General features: G+C 68.1%; 15 protein-coding genes. 9 read left to right on the top strand and 6 right to left on the bottom strand.

Going from position 1 to position 15,765, the window contains the following annotated elements; all coding sequences use genetic code 11:
* The first annotated feature begins 27 nt into the window (after window positions 1–27).
* The 8 genes from HR9077_RS21395 (at window position 28) to HR9077_RS21360 (ending at window position 7,949) form a co-directional block, all read left to right on the top strand.
* On the top strand, window positions 28–633 hold the full coding sequence (locus HR9077_RS21395; RefSeq protein ID WP_136069323.1) for a LolA family protein: 606 nt from the start codon (window positions 28–30) through the stop codon (window positions 631–633).
* Window positions 623–2,938 carry an MMPL family transporter gene (locus HR9077_RS21390; protein ID WP_136069322.1) on the top strand — a complete coding sequence of 772 codons (2,316 nt, stop codon included), beginning with the start codon at window positions 623–625 and terminating at the stop codon, window positions 2,936–2,938. The genes HR9077_RS21395 and HR9077_RS21390 overlap by 11 nt, the downstream gene beginning before the upstream one ends.
* Entirely contained in the window at window positions 2,931–4,202 is a 1,272-nt protein-coding gene (locus HR9077_RS21385; RefSeq protein ID WP_136069321.1) for an NAD(P)/FAD-dependent oxidoreductase, read from the top strand. Before HR9077_RS21390 ends, HR9077_RS21385 begins: the two co-directional genes overlap by 8 nt.
* Before the next feature lie 10 nt (window positions 4,203–4,212).
* Window positions 4,213–4,788, top strand: a complete 576-nt coding sequence (locus HR9077_RS21380) for a DUF3261 domain-containing protein (protein ID WP_244613414.1) — start codon at window positions 4,213–4,215, stop codon at window positions 4,786–4,788.
* Window positions 4,781–5,971, top strand: a complete 1,191-nt coding sequence (locus tag HR9077_RS21375; RefSeq protein ID WP_136069319.1) for a beta-ketoacyl-ACP synthase — start codon at window positions 4,781–4,783, stop codon at window positions 5,969–5,971. Before HR9077_RS21380 ends, HR9077_RS21375 begins: the two co-directional genes overlap by 8 nt.
* Window positions 5,972–6,508, top strand: coding sequence for an ApeP family dehydratase (locus HR9077_RS21965; RefSeq protein ID WP_168381019.1), 537 nt, complete (start codon window positions 5,972–5,974; stop codon window positions 6,506–6,508).
* Window positions 6,498–7,250 carry a 3-oxoacyl-ACP reductase FabG gene (fabG, locus tag HR9077_RS21365; protein ID WP_136069317.1) on the top strand — a complete coding sequence of 251 codons (753 nt, stop codon included), beginning with the start codon at window positions 6,498–6,500 and terminating at the stop codon, window positions 7,248–7,250. The genes HR9077_RS21965 and fabG overlap by 11 nt, the downstream gene beginning before the upstream one ends.
* 87 nt (window positions 7,251–7,337) lie before the next feature.
* Window positions 7,338–7,949 carry a hypothetical protein gene (locus tag HR9077_RS21360; RefSeq protein ID WP_136069316.1) on the top strand — a complete coding sequence of 204 codons (612 nt, stop codon included), beginning with the start codon at window positions 7,338–7,340 and terminating at the stop codon, window positions 7,947–7,949.
* 4 nt (window positions 7,950–7,953) lie between these two features.
* Here HR9077_RS21360 and HR9077_RS21355 read toward each other — a convergent pair whose 3' ends face one another.
* From HR9077_RS21355 to HR9077_RS21330, 6 genes are all read right to left on the bottom strand, one after another.
* Window positions 7,954–8,352: a RidA family protein gene (locus HR9077_RS21355; RefSeq protein ID WP_136069315.1), complete on the bottom strand. Its 399-nt coding sequence runs from the start codon at window positions 8,350–8,352 to the stop codon at window positions 7,954–7,956.
* 41 nt (window positions 8,353–8,393) lie between these two features.
* Window positions 8,394–9,248 (bottom strand): universal stress protein, encoded by an 855-nt coding sequence (locus HR9077_RS21350; protein ID WP_136069314.1) that lies wholly within the window; start codon window positions 9,246–9,248, stop codon window positions 8,394–8,396.
* 295 nt (window positions 9,249–9,543) lie between these two features.
* Window positions 9,544–10,755, bottom strand: a complete 1,212-nt coding sequence (locus HR9077_RS21345) for an MFS transporter (protein WP_136069313.1) — start codon at window positions 10,753–10,755, stop codon at window positions 9,544–9,546.
* Between the two features lie 163 nt (window positions 10,756–10,918).
* Window positions 10,919–11,773 carry a universal stress protein gene (locus HR9077_RS21340; protein ID WP_136069312.1) on the bottom strand — a complete coding sequence of 285 codons (855 nt, stop codon included), beginning with the start codon at window positions 11,771–11,773 and terminating at the stop codon, window positions 10,919–10,921.
* A gap of 16 nt (window positions 11,774–11,789) precedes the next feature.
* Window positions 11,790–13,280 carry a SulP family inorganic anion transporter gene (locus HR9077_RS21335; RefSeq protein WP_136069311.1) on the bottom strand — a complete coding sequence of 497 codons (1,491 nt, stop codon included), beginning with the start codon at window positions 13,278–13,280 and terminating at the stop codon, window positions 11,790–11,792.
* A 407-nt stretch (window positions 13,281–13,687) separates the two neighbouring features.
* On the bottom strand, window positions 13,688–14,170 hold the full coding sequence (locus HR9077_RS21330; protein ID WP_136069310.1) for a DUF302 domain-containing protein: 483 nt from the start codon (window positions 14,168–14,170) through the stop codon (window positions 13,688–13,690).
* 172 nt (window positions 14,171–14,342) lie between these two features.
* On the opposite strand from HR9077_RS21330, the gene HR9077_RS21325 reads away from it, so the two are divergent.
* Window positions 14,343–15,764 carry an APC family permease gene (locus tag HR9077_RS21325; protein ID WP_136069309.1) on the top strand — a complete coding sequence of 474 codons (1,422 nt, stop codon included), beginning with the start codon at window positions 14,343–14,345 and terminating at the stop codon, window positions 15,762–15,764.
* Window position 15,765 lies beyond the last annotated feature (1 nt).

Raw genomic sequence — 15,765 nt, 5'->3', positions numbered from 1 at the left:
CTGGATCGCCGACCCAAGGAGCCCGTCATGCGAATCTTGAGCCTGCTGCTGCTACTGCTGTGCAGCCTTCCGGCGCGGGCCTTCGACCTGGAAGACTTGCAGGCGCGGCTGGCGGCGACGCCGGACATCGCCGGGCGTTTCGAGCAGACGCGCTACCTGGCCGATCTCGACACCTCGCTGGTCAGCCGCGGCCAGTTTCGCTACGAGCGCGACACACGCGTGGTGTGGAGGCTGGAAACGCCCGTCGAAAAGCGTCTGGTGTTCACACCGCAGGACGCCGCGAGCCTCGACGAGAAGGGCGGTGGCGGGGCCAACGGCGATGACGACCGCCGCCGTCAGCAGGCCGCCGAGCTGCTGTTGAGCCTGCTTGACGGCGACTGGGAGGTGCTCGAACGGCGCTTCGACATCACCCTCGCCGGCGACGCCGAGGCCTGGCGCGTCGACCTGGTGCCGCGTCAGCAAGCCGTGCGCGAGCGCCTGAAAAGCCTCCACCTCGCCGGCGGCCGCTATCTCCAGACGCTCGGCCTGCACGCCGCCGACGACGACATCCTCGAGGTGAGCTTCAGCGACCAGCGCCCGCTCGGGGCGGATGCCAGCGCAGCGACGGCCGACGAGGACCCGAATGGCGAGTGATCCACATCGCCCCCTGGCCTGGCTTTGGGCAGCAATCCTCGCCGGCTGCGCGCTGCTGCTGGCCTGGCAGTTGCGCGACGGACTGCCCAGCGACACCCGGCTTACCGCGCTACTGCCCGAGGATCGCCAGGCGCCGCTGATCGAGCGGGCCTCGGCACAGCTCGGCCGGCCCTTCGAGAATCGCTTCGTGCTGCTGCTCACCGCCGACGACCTGCCGGCCACCAGCGCCGCGCTGGCCGAGCGCCTGAGCGGACTCCCCGACCTCGCCCGCCTCGACTGGCGGGATGTCGACCTTGCCGATGCCGACCCGCGCGAGACACTGGGCGCCTACCGCTACCGACTGCTGACCCCGGCGCTGCAGGCGGCGATCGATGCCGACGGCGGCGCCGCGCTGGTCGAACCGGCCCTCGAACGGCTGTTCTCGCCGCTCGGCTCGCCGCAGCCGGTTCGCGATCCGTTCGGCCTGCTCGAGCGCTGGCTGGACGCTCAGGACGACACGCGCATCGAGCCCTGGCAGGGTCTTTTGACGGTGCGTGACGACGCCGGCACGCGCCATGCCCTGCTGATCGGGAAACTGGCGGGCAGCCCCTATGCGCTGTCGGCCCAGCAGGCCCTCGGCGAGCAACTGGCGGCGTTCGAGCGTGCCCACCCTCAGGCCGAACTCTTGCACTCGGGGTTGATCTTCCACGCCGCCGCCGGCGCCCGTCAGGCGCGCCACGAGATCACCACCATCGGCCTCGGCGCCTTCGCCGGGCTGATCGTGATCCTGCTGACGGTGTTCCGCTCGCCGCGCACGCTGGCGGCGCTGTTGCTGCCGCTGGCGGGCGGGCTGCTGTTCGCCCTGCCGCTGACCCTGGCGCTGTTCGGCCGGCTGCACCTGCTCACCCTGGCATTCGGCGTCAGCCTGATCGGCGTGGCCATCGACTATGCCCTGCACCTGCAGAGCGACCGCGCCATCGAAGGTTCTCGCTTTCGACTGCGCGCACTGCTGCCGGGGCTGGCGCTGGGGCTCGCCTCGAGCCTGGTGGCCTATCTCGCCCAGGCGCTGACGCCGCTGCCCGGGCTGCGCCAGATGGCGATCTTCGCGGCGCTGGGGCTCACCGGCGCCTGGCTGTGCGTGGTGCTGTGGCTGCCACGCCTGCGACTGCCGGCGCACCCCGCCACCGCGCGACTGGCCGAACGGCTGTGGCAGCTCACCACACCGCGCCGCCGCCTGTCGCCCTGGGCGGCGCTGATCGGCGTGACGGCGATGCTGGCGGTGGTCATCGGCCACCTCGAGGTCGACGATAGCCTGCGCCTGCTCAACCCCTCGTCGCCGGAGCGGCTCGCCGAAGAACGCCAGGTTCAGTCGCTGCTGGGCAGCGATACCGGCAGCCACTACCTGCTGGTGCGCGCCGACGACGAGGCCGCGCTGCTCGACCACTTGGCCAGACTCGGCGAGACGCTGGATGCGCGCATCGACGCCGGCCTGGCGATCGGCTACGACAACCTCGCCGAACATGTCCCCCCGCCGGCCGAGCAGCGGGCCAATCTCGAGCGGGTACGCCGGCTCTACGGCGACCCGCTGGCCACGCTGGTCGCACGCGCCGGCCTGCCTGAGACGACGCTGACCCGCGCCCGGGCGACGCTCGACGAGGTGCCCCTTCTGCGCGTCGCGGACTGGCTGGCGATGCCCGCCGGCGAGCGCGATCGCCGCCTGTGGCTGGGCGAGATCCCCGGAACCGAGCCGGGCATGCTGGCGGCGACGCTGGTGCTGACCGGCGTCGATGCCGCCGACGAGGTCGCCGCGCTGAAACAGCTGAGCGCCGGCGACGACGGCGTCGAGTACGTCGACCGCGTCGCCCGGCTGTCGACCCTGCTCGGCGAGTTGCGCCGGCACATCGCCGGCTGGGTGGCGGCCGCGCTGCTGGGGCTGATGGTCGTGCTGAGCTGGCGCTATCGCCGCCGCGCCTGGCGGGTCGCCGCGCCGGCGCTGGGCGCGCTGCTCGGCGTGCTGACGCTGTTCGCCCTGACCGGCACGGCGCTGAATGTATTCAGCCAGCTGGGTATGCTATTGGTACTGGGCATAGGCCTAGACGCCGGTATCTTCAGCGCCGAGCACGCCCGCCGCCCGGCTACCTGGCTGGCGATCACGCTGTCGACGCTGACCAGCGTGCTGGCCTTCGGTCTGCTGGCCTTCAGCGCCACCCCGGCGCTGCATCACCTGGGCCTGACCTGCTTGATCGGCCTGACACTGGTCTGGCTGCTGGTGCCCTGGGTTCGCCCGGCAAACGCGACGACGCGACAGGAGAGCGCACATGACTAGTCAACGAGCATTCGACTCCGATGTGATCGTGATCGGCGCCGGGCCGGCCGGCGCCGCCGCCGCGTCACGCCTGGTCCGCGAAGGGCTCAGCGTGCGGGTGATCGAGCGCGCGCATTTCCCGCGCTTCTCGATCGGCGAGAGCCTGCTGCCGCAGTGCATGGCGCATCTCGACAGCGCCGGGCTGTTGCCCGCCGTCGAGGCGGGCGGCTACCAGCCCAAGAACGGCGCCGCCTTCACCCGTCGCGGCGTCGACACGGCGATCGACTTCCGCGACAAGTTCAGCCCCGGCTGGGCGAGTACCTACCAGGTCGAGCGCGCCGATTTCGACCAGCGGCTGATCGAAGCCGCCCAAGGTTACGGCGCCACGGTCGAGTTCGGCACCCAGGTGTCCCGGTTCGTCGCCGATGCCAAGCGCCCGCAACTCGAGGTCCTCGACGAGGCGGGCACCACCCGCATCCTGACGACCCGCTTCGTGCTCGACGCCAGCGGCTACGGCCGGGTACTCGCCCGCCAGCTCGGGCTCGAACGCGACGCCCGGCTGGAATCGCGCATGGCGCTGTTCACCCACGTCAGCGGCGATTTCTCGGCGCTGGATCGCGAGAAGATCCTGATCGGCGTGCATCCCGACAACGCGGCGACCTGGTACTGGCTGATCCCCTTCCGCCAAGGACGCGCCTCGGTCGGCGTGGTCGGCGACATCACCACCCTGGAAGCCGCGGGCCCCGACCCGGCCGGCCGCTGGCGGGCCCTGATCGACGCCGAACCGCGCTTCGCCGCGCTGCTCGCCGGTGCCGAGCCGCTGCGTCCGGTCAACGCGCTCAAGGGCTATTCGGCCGATGTCGAGCGCCTGCACGGCCCGGGCTACGCGCTGCTCGGCAATGCCGGCGAATTCCTCGATCCGGTGTTCTCCTCGGGGGTGACCATCGCGCTGCGCTCGGCGGACATGGCAGCACCGCTGGTCGTCCGCCAGCTCGCCGGCGAGACACCCGACTGGGACGCCGAGTTCGAGCACCCGCTGCGCGCCGGGGTGGCGACCTTCCGCGCCTTCGTCGAGGCCTGGTACGACGGCCGGCTGCAGTCGATCATCTTCCATCCCGACCCGCCCGCCGACCTGCGGCGGATGATCAGCGCGGTGCTCGCCGGCTACGCCTGGGACCAGAACAATCCCTTCGTCAGCCGCGCGCGGCGCCGCCTCGATGTGCTCGCCGAGCTGTGCGGCCATGCCGCGACTTCGAGCGGCCATTCACCTGCGACGGTGCGCTGAAATGAGCGGCATGACCGTTCCGCGACTGCTCGTTATTGCCGTGCTGCTCACACTGCTCGGCGGCTGTTCGTTGGCCCCGCCGCTGCCGCCCGCGCCGAGTCAGCCGGCGCTCGCCGAGCCGGCGACGCTCAAGCGTCAGCTCACCTTCGAGCGCGATGACAGCAGCGAGCCGCAGACGCTGATCGCGCTGATCCGCCTCGACGGCAACGAGCTGCGCGCAGCGCTGCTGACCCCCTACGGCCAGCGTCTGGTGACGCTGGTCGATGACGACGACGGCAGCCGCTACGTCGCCGGCGACGTGCCGCTCGCCGAGATCGAGAAGCGGCTGCCCCCGGCCGAGTGGCTGGCGGCACGGCTGCAGTGGTGCCTGTGGCCCGCCGGGGCGCTGCGCGAAGCGTTCGCCGGCACATCGTGGCGGTTGACGTTGACCGACGAAGCGCGCGAGATCCACCACCACGGTCGACTGATCGCCCGCATCAGCCCCGCCGACAGCCAGGCCGGCCGGCGCGGGCCGGTATTGCTCGACGATCGTCAGGGCCAGTACCGTTTACGTATCACCCCGCTGAAGGAAGCCGTCGATGAGTGACGCCGCACCCCGACGAACGCCCTGCCGACTCTCGCCGCCCGGCGTGGTGTGCAGCCTCGGCGACGACAACGAGCGCATCGTCGAGGCGCTGTTCGCCGGGCGCCGCGGACTCGCCGTCAGCGATGCCTTCACCCCGGGGCGCGCCTTGCCGCTGGGCCGGGTCGAGACGGCGCTGGGCGATACCGCCGGTTGGCCCGCCGATCACCTCAGCCGCAACAACCGGCTGCTGGCGCTGGCCCTGGCGCGGCTCGGCGAGAGCCTGGACGCCGCGCTGGCGCGCTATCCCCGCGATCGCATCGGCGTGGTGATCGGCACCAGCACCTCGGGGATCGGCGAGACCGAGGCCGCGCTGGCGACCGCCGGGCGCGAGGCGCCGCTGCCCGACGATTTCCGCTACGCCCGCCAGGAACTCGGCGCGCCGGCGCGCTTCGTCGCCGAACGGCTGGGGCTGACCGGCCCGGTGTATGCGCTGTCCACCGCCTGCAGCTCGAGCGCCCGGGCACTGGCCAGCGCACGCCGGCTGCTGCTTTCCGGCGAGTGCGACGCGGTGATCGCCGGCGGCGGCGACAGCCTGTGCCGGCTGACGGTCAACGGCTTCGCCAGCCTCGAGGCAGTCAGCGACCACCCCTGCCTGCCGTTCTCCGTAAATCGCGACGGCATCAACCTCGGCGAGGCGGCGGCACTGTTCGTGGTCACCGCCGAGCCCGGCGGCATCCAGTTGACCGGCGTCGGCGAGAGCGCCGATGCCTACCATATCTCGGCGCCGCGTCCCGACGGCAGCGGCGCGTTGGCGGCCATGCGCGGCGCGCTCGCCCAGGCCGGCCTCGCCCCGCATCAGGTCGACTACCTCAACCTGCATGGCACCGGCACGCCGCATAACGATCGCATGGAGGCGCTGGCGGTCAATGCGCTGTTCGACGGTTCGCCGCCGGCGAGCTCGACCAAGGCGCTGACCGGCCACACCCTGGGCGCCGCCGGCGCGCTGGAGGCGGCGTTCTGCTGGCTGGCGCTGGAACGCGGCCGCCTGCCGCGCCACGTCTACGACGGCGCCTACGACCCGGAACTGGCGCCGCTGGCGCTGGTCGGGGACGACGCGCCCGCCCGGCCGCCGTGCCATGCACTGAGCAACTCCTTCGCCTTCGGCGGCAACAACGCCAGCCTGCTGCTGAGCCGGGAGGATTGAATGGAGCACGCCCTGCCTCGTCCCATCGCCGAGTTCGTCCCTCACGCAGCGGGTATGTGCCTGCTCGATACGCTGGTCGCCGCCGACGACCGTGGCCTGACCGCCCGGCTGACCCCGCGCGCCGACGATCTGTTCGCCGAAGCCGCAGGGGGACCTGCCGCAGGGGCGCCTGCCGCAGGAGCGCCTGCCGCAGGAATGCCTGCCCAGGGCATTCCCGGCTGGGTGGGTCTCGAGTGGCTGGCCCAGGCGGTCGCGGCCTGGGCCGGCTGGCACGCCGCCCGGCACGGCGAGGCGCCGGCGGTGGGCTTTCTGGTGGGCAGCCGTCGATACTTCGCCCGCACCCCGCGCTTCCAGATCGGCAGGACGCTCGAGGTGCGCATTCGCTGCGATTTCGCGGGCGCCAACGGCCTCGGCCAGTTCAGCGGCGAGATCCTCGACGCGGACGACCCGCGCGGGGCGCCGCTGGCCGAGGGTTGGTTGACCCTCTATCAGCCCGAAGCCCGACCGCCACAGGACGAAGCCATCCATGACCCCTGACAACGCCTCGCTCTCTCCATCCGGCACGATCCTGGTCACCGGCTCGAGCCGCGGCATCGGCCGGGCGATCGCCCTGCGCCTGGCCCGGGATGGCTTCGACGTGGTGCTGCACTGTCGCAGCCGGGTCGAGGAGGCCCAGGCGGTGGCCGAGGAGATTCGTGAGCTGGACCGCCGGGCCCGCGTGCTGCGCTTCGACGTCACCGACCGCGCCCGGGCCCGCGAATGCCTCGAAGCCGATATCGCCGCACACGGCGCCTACTACGGCGTGGTCTGCAATGCCGGCGTCACCGCCGACGGCGCCTTCCCGGCGCTGACCGACGAGGCCTGGGACAGCGTGATCGACACCAGTCTCGACGGTTTCTACAACGTGGTGAAGCCACTGGTGATGCCGATGATCCGCCGCCGCGCGCCGGGGCGCATCGTGGTGATGTCGTCGGTCTCGGGGCTGATCGGCAATCGCGGCCAGGTCAACTACAGCGCCGCCAAGGCCGGCCTGATCGGCGCCGTCAAGGCGCTGGCCGTGGAACTCGCCAAGCGTCGCATTACCGTCAACTGCGTGGCACCGGGGCTGATCGACAGCGACATGACCGCCGACGGCGATTTCGGCGAGGCGCGCCGGGCGATCCCCATGCAGCGCCTGGGCAGCGCCGACGAGGTGGCCGGCGCGGTGAGTTTCCTGTGCGGTCCCGACGCCGGATACGTCACCCGCCAGACCCTGGCCATCAACGGCGGACTGTGCTGACGAGCGACGTCGTCAAGTTTTCATCCGCGCGGCCGATAACTGCCAGAGACGAGGTGAATTCCCCCTCGTCGGAGCCGGGAGCCGGGTGTGACAACGCTGATCGTTTTCGTGGTAATCGCCACGCTGTTACTGGGTGGGCTGGGCGTCGTCGCCAGCGATCCGGGCTGGCCGCTGGACGCGGATATCCTGGCTCTGCTGGCGGCGTACGGCCTGGCGCTTGTCGCCACCATGGGTGTGGTGATTCTGCTGATCGTCATCGTCGCCCAGCAACGGCGCCAGCAACAGACGCTTATCGAAAGCCTGGCGGGCCAGCAGCGTCAGCAGCGCAGCCTCGAGACCGCCCAGTTGATGGAGCGCTTCGTCCATCAGGCGGAAATGCTGCTCGAAAAGGAGAGTCTCGACCCCAACAAGCGCAGCGTGCAGCGCTGCCTGGGCATCGATGCGCTACGCGGCAATACCGGGCGCGGCGATCCCAACTATCACCGCCTGGCCCGGCTCTTCGAATGGCTCGCCGATACCGCCGACGAGGCGCGCGGCGATCCCGCCCAGTACCGACTGATCGAACCGCTGCTGCGCCAGTACGCCGAGATCGCCGATCAGCTGTGCCGGGTCGGCGAGGTCCAGCAGGAACGCCTGGCGCCGCTGCTGCGCTTCCAGCCGTCACCGCCGCCGGCAAGCGATGACGCCACGCTCCAGTGAGCGGTCAGTAGAGGCGTGTCTGCGGTGGCGTGTTCGGTACCGCCCGCTCGCTCTTGATCGCCGCGGTCACGCTGATCTCGACGCGCAGCTCGTCGGCCGGCATCGCCGCGGTCACGCAGGTACGCGCCGGGGCATACTCCGCGGGTACCCAGGCATCCCAGACCGCGTTCATCGCCTCGAAATCGCCGCCCTCCTTCAGGTAGATCGTCGCCGACAGCAAGTGCTTGCGGTCGGAGCCGATCTCGCCTAGCAGGCCGTCGACGCGCGCGAGCATGCTCTCGGTCTGCGCGACGATATCGCCGTGGCGCGCCTCGGGTCCGGCCACCTGGCCACACAGATAGGCGACGCCGTTATGGATCACCGCCCGGCTCATGCGGGTCTTGGTATCGTGACGCTGGATCATTCAGTGGCTCCTCGAGTATCGATATGGCATCGGGTCAACGCTCAACGTAGCAGCAGCAGCGGAATGTCGGCATTGCGCAGCATCGCCGTGGTCGTGCTGCCGACCAGCAACTGACGAATCCGCGAGTGACCGTAGGCGCCCATCACCAGCAGGTCGATGGCGTTTTCGCGCTGATACTCGCGCAGACTCGCCTCCACCTCGCCGGCGCGTATCGCCCCATGGGCCTGGATGCCGGCATCGTTGAGGGTATCGATCGCCCAGTCGAGCTGTGCCTGGATGTCGGCGATATCCGCGCCGATCATCACCACGTGGCAGGCCAGTCCCTTGAACAGCGGGCTGTCGGCGATCATCTGCACGCCCTTGCGGGTGGTCCTGCTGCCGTCGAAGGCGATCATCACCCGCTCGGGCTTACGATAGTGCTCGGGCACCATCAGAATCGGCCGGTGCATCGCCCGCACCACGCGCTCGAGATTCGAGCCCAGATGCTCGCTGGCCCGGTGCGCCGACTCGCCGCGCTTGCCCAGCACCAGCAGCCGGATGTCGGCGCTGAGCTCGCTCAGCGTCTCGACCAGCTCGCCGTTGCGCTGGCGCATCTGGGGCTCGGCGACGCCCTCCTGCTCGGCGCGCTGACGGGCCTCGTCGAGCATCAGGCGGCCCTGCTCCTGGGCGACCTTGGCACGCCGCTCGTCGAGCTGGGCGAGTTCGTCGAGCAGGTGCTCGCGGCTGCCCAGGCCGATGTTGCCGGAGAGATCGCCGGCCTGGGGCGGCGGATGATTGTCCAGGACGTGCAGGAACACCAGCGGCGCGGTCAGCCGCTGGCTGGCCCATACCGCGTAATCGCAGACCGACGGTGTATAGCCGGAACCGTCGATACAGGCCATGACTTGCTCGCTCATCGCGCTCGTCCTCTCTTCTGTCCATTTGTTTCGTTTCTAACTCATCCGGTGCGCCGTGAACAGCACCCGACACATCCCCGGGGCGATCGGAGTCGGCTCACCAGCCTCTCGAGGGCATCCGTCCATGGCTATCCTTCGAAGCCTGGTCGCCTGTGGTTTGTGCAGCGGCGCTCCTTCCGCGAGCCATGCCTCCGCACGCCGACAGTGCCTGACGCTTGAGGGCCACCCAAGGACCTGATCGGGACATTGACCCGCTGGTGCGCGACCCACTTTCCAGGCCCGCAGACAAGCCTTTCTATTCCCGGCTGATGCCACGAGCGGCTTCCTGCAGGGGTTTCCAGGCCAGCAACCATCCCATAGCGACCATGGCGGCCATCAACAACAATATCGTCGTGAACGCTATGCCGGCGTCCAGCAGCAGGCCGAACACCGCAGGAGCCAGGCCCGACGAGAACACCATACCGGCTGCAAAGACCGAACGTAGCGTCGCCAGATTCCTGCTTCCCCATATTTGTATGAGCAGGCTCGTTATAGTCGGTTCCTGCATACCGGTGACCAAGCCGGACAAGAGCATGTAGGCAAAAATTCCGTAGGCATTTTGAAGGCCGACGGCGATCGATAGACCAGCCATCAGCGGGAACAGATATAAACGCGCCATCATTGCCGCACCCAGCCTATCGACCAGACGCCCTGCGATCAGGGCGCCGCATACGCGCCCCGTTGCTGCCAGCGCAAACCCCACGGCAAAGGCCGAGGGCGTCGCGTCGAACTCTCCGACCAGGTCCGCCTGGAATACGAAAATGCCGGTGTTGACTATCCCGATCGACATCATCATCAAGCTGAGCCGCCAGAAGCGCATGTCACTCAAAGGCCGGGGAGAGGAGTCGGCGTCGCTTCTATTTCCTTTGGGACAACGCTGATGGGATGGCCGTGGCCAGGTCTTGGCCAGGGTCAGCACGGGCCCCCAGACTACCAGCAACGCCGCCAGCATTACCCACCACACTTCCCTCCAGCCCATGACAAGCAAGGCCCCCGCAATGGCGGAGGGCAGTATCGCCTCGCCGATCGGCATCGCCAGGGTGACCAGTGCAAGCGCGCGGCCACGGGCCTGAGCGACCTGCTTGGCGACAACCGTCGTACCCAGGTGAGTGAACAAGCCCTGGCCGCAAAACCGCACCAACCCGAGCCCGATAAGCGCCGTAATGGGCCATGACGTCAGTGTAAGAAGTAGAACCCCCAGCGTCATGGCCAGTACGATGAATGCTGCAAACAGGCGGGCGGGGACCCAATCCAACGTAGGCCCGATAAAGAAGATCAAGAAACCGGAGATCAGCGTTACCGCCGAGTAGGCCATGCCGAACTGCCCGTTGGTCAGTGCAAAGGTTTCGGAAATGGCCGGTTGGAAGAATCCGACGACGAAGGTCTGTCCCAGGTTTCCCGAAAAGACCGCTATGAAGCAAAGCGCGAGAACTCCCGGATACTGCTTGACGACATCCTTGTAACTCATGCTCGAAGCTCCCTGTTAGCGCGCTGCCTGCAGCCTGCTCTCAGAGCAGGTGCTTCGGGCCTTTCCGGGTCGCCATCCGGTATTGCACCGCGAGAAGCCCCTTTCGATGGCGCCAGGTCCGGTCAGCCGAAACCCCAGCGCCTGTCGCAGCCAGGCCAGGCGATCAACGGATGATCAGGACGGGAACGCTGGCATGGCGGATCATGTCGGTGGTGGTGCTACCCACCAGCAGCTGACGGATGCGCGAGTGTCCGTAGGCGCCCATGACGAGCATGCCGATGTCATGTTCCTGCTGATAGGCGCGCAGGGTCGGCTCGACCTCCCCCGGTTGAATCGCGCTACAGGCCGTCAGGCCACTCTCCTCCAGGCGCCGGGTCGCCCAGCTCAACTGCTCCCGGTGCGCCGAGGTGTCTTCCCCGATCAGCACGACATGACACTCCAGCCCCTTCAACAACGGACTGTCGGCCACCTTCTCCACCGTTTTCCTGGCGGTCGGGCTGCCGTCGAAGGCGATGAGAATACGCTCCGGCGGCGCGAACTCGGCCGGTGTGATCAGGATCGGTAGATGCAGAGCCCGTACGACGCGTTCCAGGTTGGAACCCAGATGCGCGCTCGCCGCCGGTGCCGACTCGCCACGCTTGCCCAGCACCAGCAGCCGGGCTTCGCCTTCCAGCTCCGACAAGGCCTCGACCAGCTCGCCGTTGCGCTGCCGGGAGACGGGCTCGACCACGCCGTCATCCTTGGCCCGCTGGCAGGCGGCTTCCAGCATCAGCCGCCCCTGCTGCTGGGCGATCTTGCCGCGCTGCTCATCCAGGGTCGCGAGCTCCTCCAGCAGGTGCTCCCGCGAGCCCAGTCCGATCTGTCCCGTCGAATCGTGCGCGACGGGGGTCGCCATCCTGTCGATGACGTGCACGAAGGTCAGCGGCGCCGCCAGCCTCAGGCTGGCCCAGGCCCCCGCATCGCAGATCGCCGTGGAAAAGCCCGAACCGTCGATGCAGGCCAGAATCTGTCGAGACATACAAGGCTCCTCCTGGTTAGTGGCCGCTCATCATCTTGTCGACGGCATCCGGCTTGTCGTGGACAGCAAAGCGATCGACGATGGTCGCGCTGGCCTCGTTGAGGCCGATGACCTCGACTTCCGTGCCCTCGCGGCGGAACTTGATCACCACCTTGTCGAGCGCGCCGACCGCGGTGATGTCCCAGAAGTGCGCATGGGTCAGGTCGATACGCACCCGCTCGACGGTCTCCTTGAAATCGAAGGCGTCGGTGAACCGATCCGCCGAGGTGAAGAATACCTGGCCGACCACGCGGTATTCACGGGTGCGCCCGTCTTCGCTCATGGTATTGCCGATATACAGCACCTGGCCGACCTTGTTGGCGAAGAACAGCGAGGCCAGCAGCACGCCGACGAACACCCCGATCGCCAGGTTGTGGGTGGCGACCACCACGATCACCGTGGCGACCATGACGATATTGGTGCTCATGGGATGCTTCTTCAGGTCGCGCAGCGATTCCCAGCTGAAGGTGCCGATGGAGACCATGATCATCACCGCCACCAGCGCGGCCATGGGGATCTGCGACACCCAGTCGCTGAGGAATACCACCATCAGCAGCAGCACGACACCGGCGATCAGCGTCGACAGCCGGGTGCGACCGCCGGATTTGATGTTGATCACCGACTGGCCGATCATCGCGCAGCCGGCCATGCCGCCGAACAGGCCGGCGCCGATGTTGGCGATGCCCTGGCCCTTGCATTCGCGGTTCTTGTCGCTGGGCGTGTCGGTCAGGTCGTCGACGATGGTCGCGGTCATCATCGATTCGAGCAGGCCGACCACGGTCAGCATCACCGCATAGGGGAAGATGATCGCCAGCGTCTCGAAATTGAGCGGCACATCCGGCCACAGGAATATCGGCAACGTGTCGGGCAGCTCGCCCATGTCGCCGACGGTGCGAATGTCCATGCCGCTGGCCATGTAGACGATGGTCAGCACCACGATGCAGATCAGCGGCGACGGCAGCATGGTGCCGATCCTGGGCAGCAGCGGGAACAGGTAGATGATGCCCAGCCCGGCGGCGGTCATGGCGTAGACGTGCCAGGTGACGCCGGTCAGTTCGGGCAACTGGGCCATGAAGATCAGGATCGCCAGGGCGTTGACGAAGCCGGTGACCACCGAACGCGAGACGAAACGCATCAACTCGCCCAGACGCAGGTAGCCGGCGACGATCTGCAGCACACCGGTGAGCAGCGTGGCGGCGAGCAGGTACTCGAGGCCGTGCTCGCGTACCAGGGTGACCATCAGCAGCGCCATGGCGCCGGTGGCTGCGGAGATCATCCCCGGCCGGCCGCCGGCGAAGGCGGTGATCACGGCGATGCAGAACGAAGCGTAGAGGCCGACCTTGGGGTCGACGCCGGCGATGATCGAGAAGGCGATCGCCTCGGGGATCAGCGCCAGGGCGACGACGATGCCGGCCAGCGAATCGTTCTTGATGTTGGAAAACCAGGTCTGTCGGAGGGAGCGAATCATTCTCGGTTCCGTAGTTGTCGGGACGCTGCAAGCGCGCGGAAGGAAATGCCCGCCCACGGCGAAGCCGTGGCAACGGGCCGGATCACGACCGGTCCATGAATAGCGAAATCAGTTACGTCAGGTTGTCGGGTACAACCCTAGGTGGCGAGCGGAGAATGCCAAGGCACGCTCACGTCGCACGGCGTGCCGGGCACGCGAAAAGGCGGGCGGTTGCGCTAGGGTGGACTGCTCGCAGCAATCGAGGGCATGGCCGTATCGATCCCGTGGTTGGTAGCCGGGTGTGTGCGTCAGCCGTCGAAGGGTTGCGACCTTGGTCTAAAGCCCGTAGACGACAAGTGGCGGATTCTAGCAGTTCTCGCCGGCCACTTCACCCCGGGCGGCGCTCGTGATGCCGTCGAGAAGCCCGTTCACTGCCCCGCCGCCTCGCGCGCGACTTCCTCCAGCACAGTCGCGATCTTCTCGAGCGGAAGCTCGCAGTCGCGCAGACCGTGACGCTGGGCCAGATAGCCAGGTGCGTTCCATTCGATACGCGTGCCGTCACCTTCCTTGCGGATCACCATCTTCTGCGGCAGATCCAGTGCCGCGCTGCCCTGGCATTGCATCATCGGGGTGCCGACCTTGGGGTTGCCGAAAATCACCGTTCTGGTCGGCGGCAACTCGAGACCGGTACCGGCGGCATTCCGGGTATGGTCGATCACGCTGAACAGCCTCAGCCCCCGCGATTCCAGCGCCTCGCGCAGCCGCGCCTCCACCTCGTTGACCGACTCCCCGGTGCCGACATGCTCGATACCCGGAAAGGCATCCCCGGTGCGCTCGCCCGGTTCCGCACCCGCGCTCGACACGGCGACGATCGCCAGCGAGCCCATCATCACCCGTAGCCATGCTTTCATAACTCTCTCCTCGGCGTCTGCTCATTGAGGATGGCACCTTTTCGAGCGGATGGCGCAACGAAGCGGTAACGCCTCAACACGGCTTTGCCCCGCTGCTATTTTGATGAGTAGAGTCCGCCTGGCCATTCACGGCGGTCAACCATGGACGACGATCAACACGGCTGGAATGCACATGAATGAGACTTCCCACGACCACAACCTGGTTCGCGTGCTCGCCAGGGGCGACGTACTGGCACTGGCCTTCGGCGCGATGATCGGCTGGGGCTGGATCGTGCTGACCGGCACCGCCATCCTCGACGGCGGCAGCGTCGGCGCCATCCTCGCCTTCATCCTCGGCGGCATCGCGGTACTGCTGGTGGGACTGACCTACGCCGAGCTGGCCGCGGCGATGCCCAAGGTCGGCGGCGAGCACGTCTACAGCTATCGCGCACTGGGGCACTTCGCCTCGTTCCTGTGCACCTGGAGCATCGTGCTGGGCTACGTCAGCGTGGTGTCGTTCGAGGCGGTGGCGCTGCCTACCGTCTTCGAGCAGTTGCTGCCCGGCTACGATGTCGGCCAGCTGTGGACCGTCGCCGGCTGGGACGTCAAGGCCACCTGGGTGGCGGTGGGCGTGCTCGGCTCGCTGGTGATGATGGCCATCAACTACGTCGGCATCCGCACGGCGGCGCTGGTCCAGAAGCTGGTCACCGTCCTGATCCTGGTCGTCGGGGTGCTGTTCATCAGCGGCGCATTGTTCGCCGGCGACGGCGTCAACATGACTCCGCTGTTCAATCACGGGGCCAACGGCGGATGGGCCGGTGGCATCATGGCGGTGCTGGTATTGGTACCGTTTCTGTTCGTCGGCTTCGACGTGATTCCCCAGGCCGCGGAGGAGATCGACCTGCCGTTTGGCGATATCGGCAAGGTATTGATCATCGCGGTACTGATGGCGGTGGCCTGGTATTCGCTGATCATTCTCGGCACCAGCCTGATGCTCGACCACACGGCCCTCACCGGCAGCTCGCTGAGCGTGCCGGACGCCATGGCCGCGGTCTTCGCCAGCCCCTGGGGCAGCAAGCTGATGGTCCTGGCGGGTATCGCCGGCATCATCACCAGCTGGAACGCCTTCTACATCGGCGGCTCGCGGGCGATCTACGCTCTGGCTCACTCGGGCATGCTGCCCGCCTTCCTCGGCAAGCTGCATCCGGTCTACAAGACCCCCACCAATGCCATCCTGATGATCGGCGTGCTGTCGAGCATCGCCCCCTTCCTGGGTCGCCCGGCGCTGGTCTGGCTGGTCAATGCCGGCGGGCTGGGCATCGTGATCGCCTACCTGTTCGTGGCCCTGTCGTTCATGGTGCTGCGCTCCCGCGAGCCGCAGATGGAGCGGCCGTTCCGCATCGCCAACGGCAAGCTGGTGGGCGGCCTCGCCGTGGTGCTGTCCTTCGCCATGGTCTGCCTGTACCTGCCCGGCAGCCCCTCGGCACTGAACACGATCGAATGGCTGGTGTTCGGCGGCTGGATGGCGCTCGGGCTGGCCATGTACCTGTTCGCCCTGCGCCGCTACGGCCGCGCCTTCAGCGACGCGGCGATGCAGCGCGTCTACCGGCGTTGAC

The organism is Modicisalibacter radicis (genome assembly GCF_900961225.1).
Taxonomy (GTDB): Bacteria; Pseudomonadota; Gammaproteobacteria; order Pseudomonadales; family Halomonadaceae; genus Modicisalibacter.
This window is presented reverse-complemented; position numbering and strand designations above follow the sequence as displayed.